Annotated in this window: 1 protein-coding gene; it reads left to right on the top strand. The window is 40.2% G+C overall.

Annotated features, from left to right (window positions below; all coding sequences use genetic code 11):
- Positions 1–249: 249 nt before the first annotated feature.
- Positions 250–1485, top strand: coding sequence for an IS110 family RNA-guided transposase (locus BN1765_RS00335; RefSeq protein WP_050613344.1), 1236 nt, complete (start codon positions 250–252; stop codon positions 1483–1485).
- The last annotated feature ends 131 nt before the right edge of the window (positions 1486–1616 follow it).

Raw genomic sequence — 1616 nt, 5'->3', positions numbered from 1 at the left:
TCGTATTATAAGGTTAGCCAATGTTATTGGTTGACCTTTTTATTTAGGTTCTAGAATACTAATGGTAGCTGGGGTAGAACGACCGCCCCCGTGGGATTTTAATCCCGATAACTAAACCGTTCGCCCCCTACTTATAGAAACATGATTGAAGCTGGTTGGGACTTAGATCTCGTATAACAAGCGAAGCTATGACACTATAAGGAGCCATTTAGGGGTTACCAGCTAATTCATTGATGAGGAGGAGATATCATGAATCCAGTCATTGGTCTGGATGTCGCAAAAGGAGAAAGTCAGGTTCAAGCATTCTTGGAGAAAAAGAAACCATACAAAAAGAGCTTTAAAGTCGCACATACACTGGATGGATTACAGGAATTACACGCCTTTATCAAAGAAGTGGAAGAACAATCAGGTTCACAGCCACCCATTGTTTTGGAATCTACGGGACATTATCACCTGCCTGTCGTTCAGTATTTTGAAAAAAGAGGATACCTGTTAATCGTTGTGAATCCACTCATTTCTTACAAAGCGAAAAGTTCGAGTTTACGCAAAGTCAAAACAGACATAATTGATGCTCACCATCTCTGCGAGCTGTATTACAAAGAGGATTTAGAGCCCTATAAAAAGCGTGGCATTCAGCTTTTGAACTTGCGTAATCTGACGAGACAGCACGAGAATTTGACGGGTATGTTTGTCCAAGCTAAGCTACAATTTCAATCTGTGCTGGATCAAGTATTTCCTGAGTATGTAGGTGTGTTCGGAGAATTGTACTCGGATGTCTCTTTACGTACTTTATCAACCTTTCCAACCTCTAAAAAAGTGTTGGAAGCTGGTGAAGAGACCCTTACCGTGAAGATTCATGAACTGTGCAAGAGCCGATCTCAGAAATGGGCCAGTAATCAAGCGAATAAGCTCATACAAGCAGCTAATCGAAATCCGTTTCAGCAGACCCTGTATCATAGCCATCTGATTAGTTTAGAGATGCTTATTAACATTCTTCTTGAATATAAAAAGCATCTATCCGTACTTGAAGAAGAGATAGATGCCTTAGCAAAAAATATAGAAGAATATAAGATTATCCAATCCATTCCTGGTATCGGCGAAAAAATCGCGGCCACGATTATTTCCGAGATTGGAGAAATAGATCGGTTTAATCACCCTAAAAAGTTAGTAGCCTTTGCGGGAATTGACCCCAGTGTATTCGAGTCTGGTACCTTCAAGGGTACCAAGAATCACATCACGAAAAGGGGTTCCAGCAGGCTACGGCATGCCTTATTCACAGCTGTCCGTTGCGCCATTCGAGATGCCCGTAAAACTAGAACGACCAAAGAACTCATCCCTCGAAATAAGAGATTACGTGAGTTTTACGACAAAAAGCGAGACGAGGGAAAACCTTATCGAGTAGCCATTATTGCCTGTGCTAATAAGCTTTTACATTGGATTTACGCTCTTTTGAAAACCAAAACAACCTTCCAAGATGTTGCTTAAAATAAATTTTCACATATCTTCAAGGAACTTCCATCTTGTTGGAGGAAGTTTATTTGTCATGCCTTATTTTCAGTATAGCATGCTTACATTATATTTTTGAGTGAAATGATTGACAAACTATTAGCTGGTTT

The organism is Bacillus testis, from assembly GCF_001243895.1.
GTDB classification, from domain to species: domain Bacteria; phylum Bacillota; class Bacilli; order Bacillales; family DSM-1321; genus Bacillus_AD; species Bacillus_AD testis.
The sequence above is the reverse complement of the archived record's forward strand: the minus strand, read 5'-3'. Positions and strand labels throughout refer to the sequence as shown.

Coding starts and splice junctions, on each gene's coding strand:
- BN1765_RS00335 (WP_050613344.1), top strand. CDS start 250: ATGAATCCAGTCATTGGTCTGGATGTCGCAAAAGGAGAAAGTCAGGTT.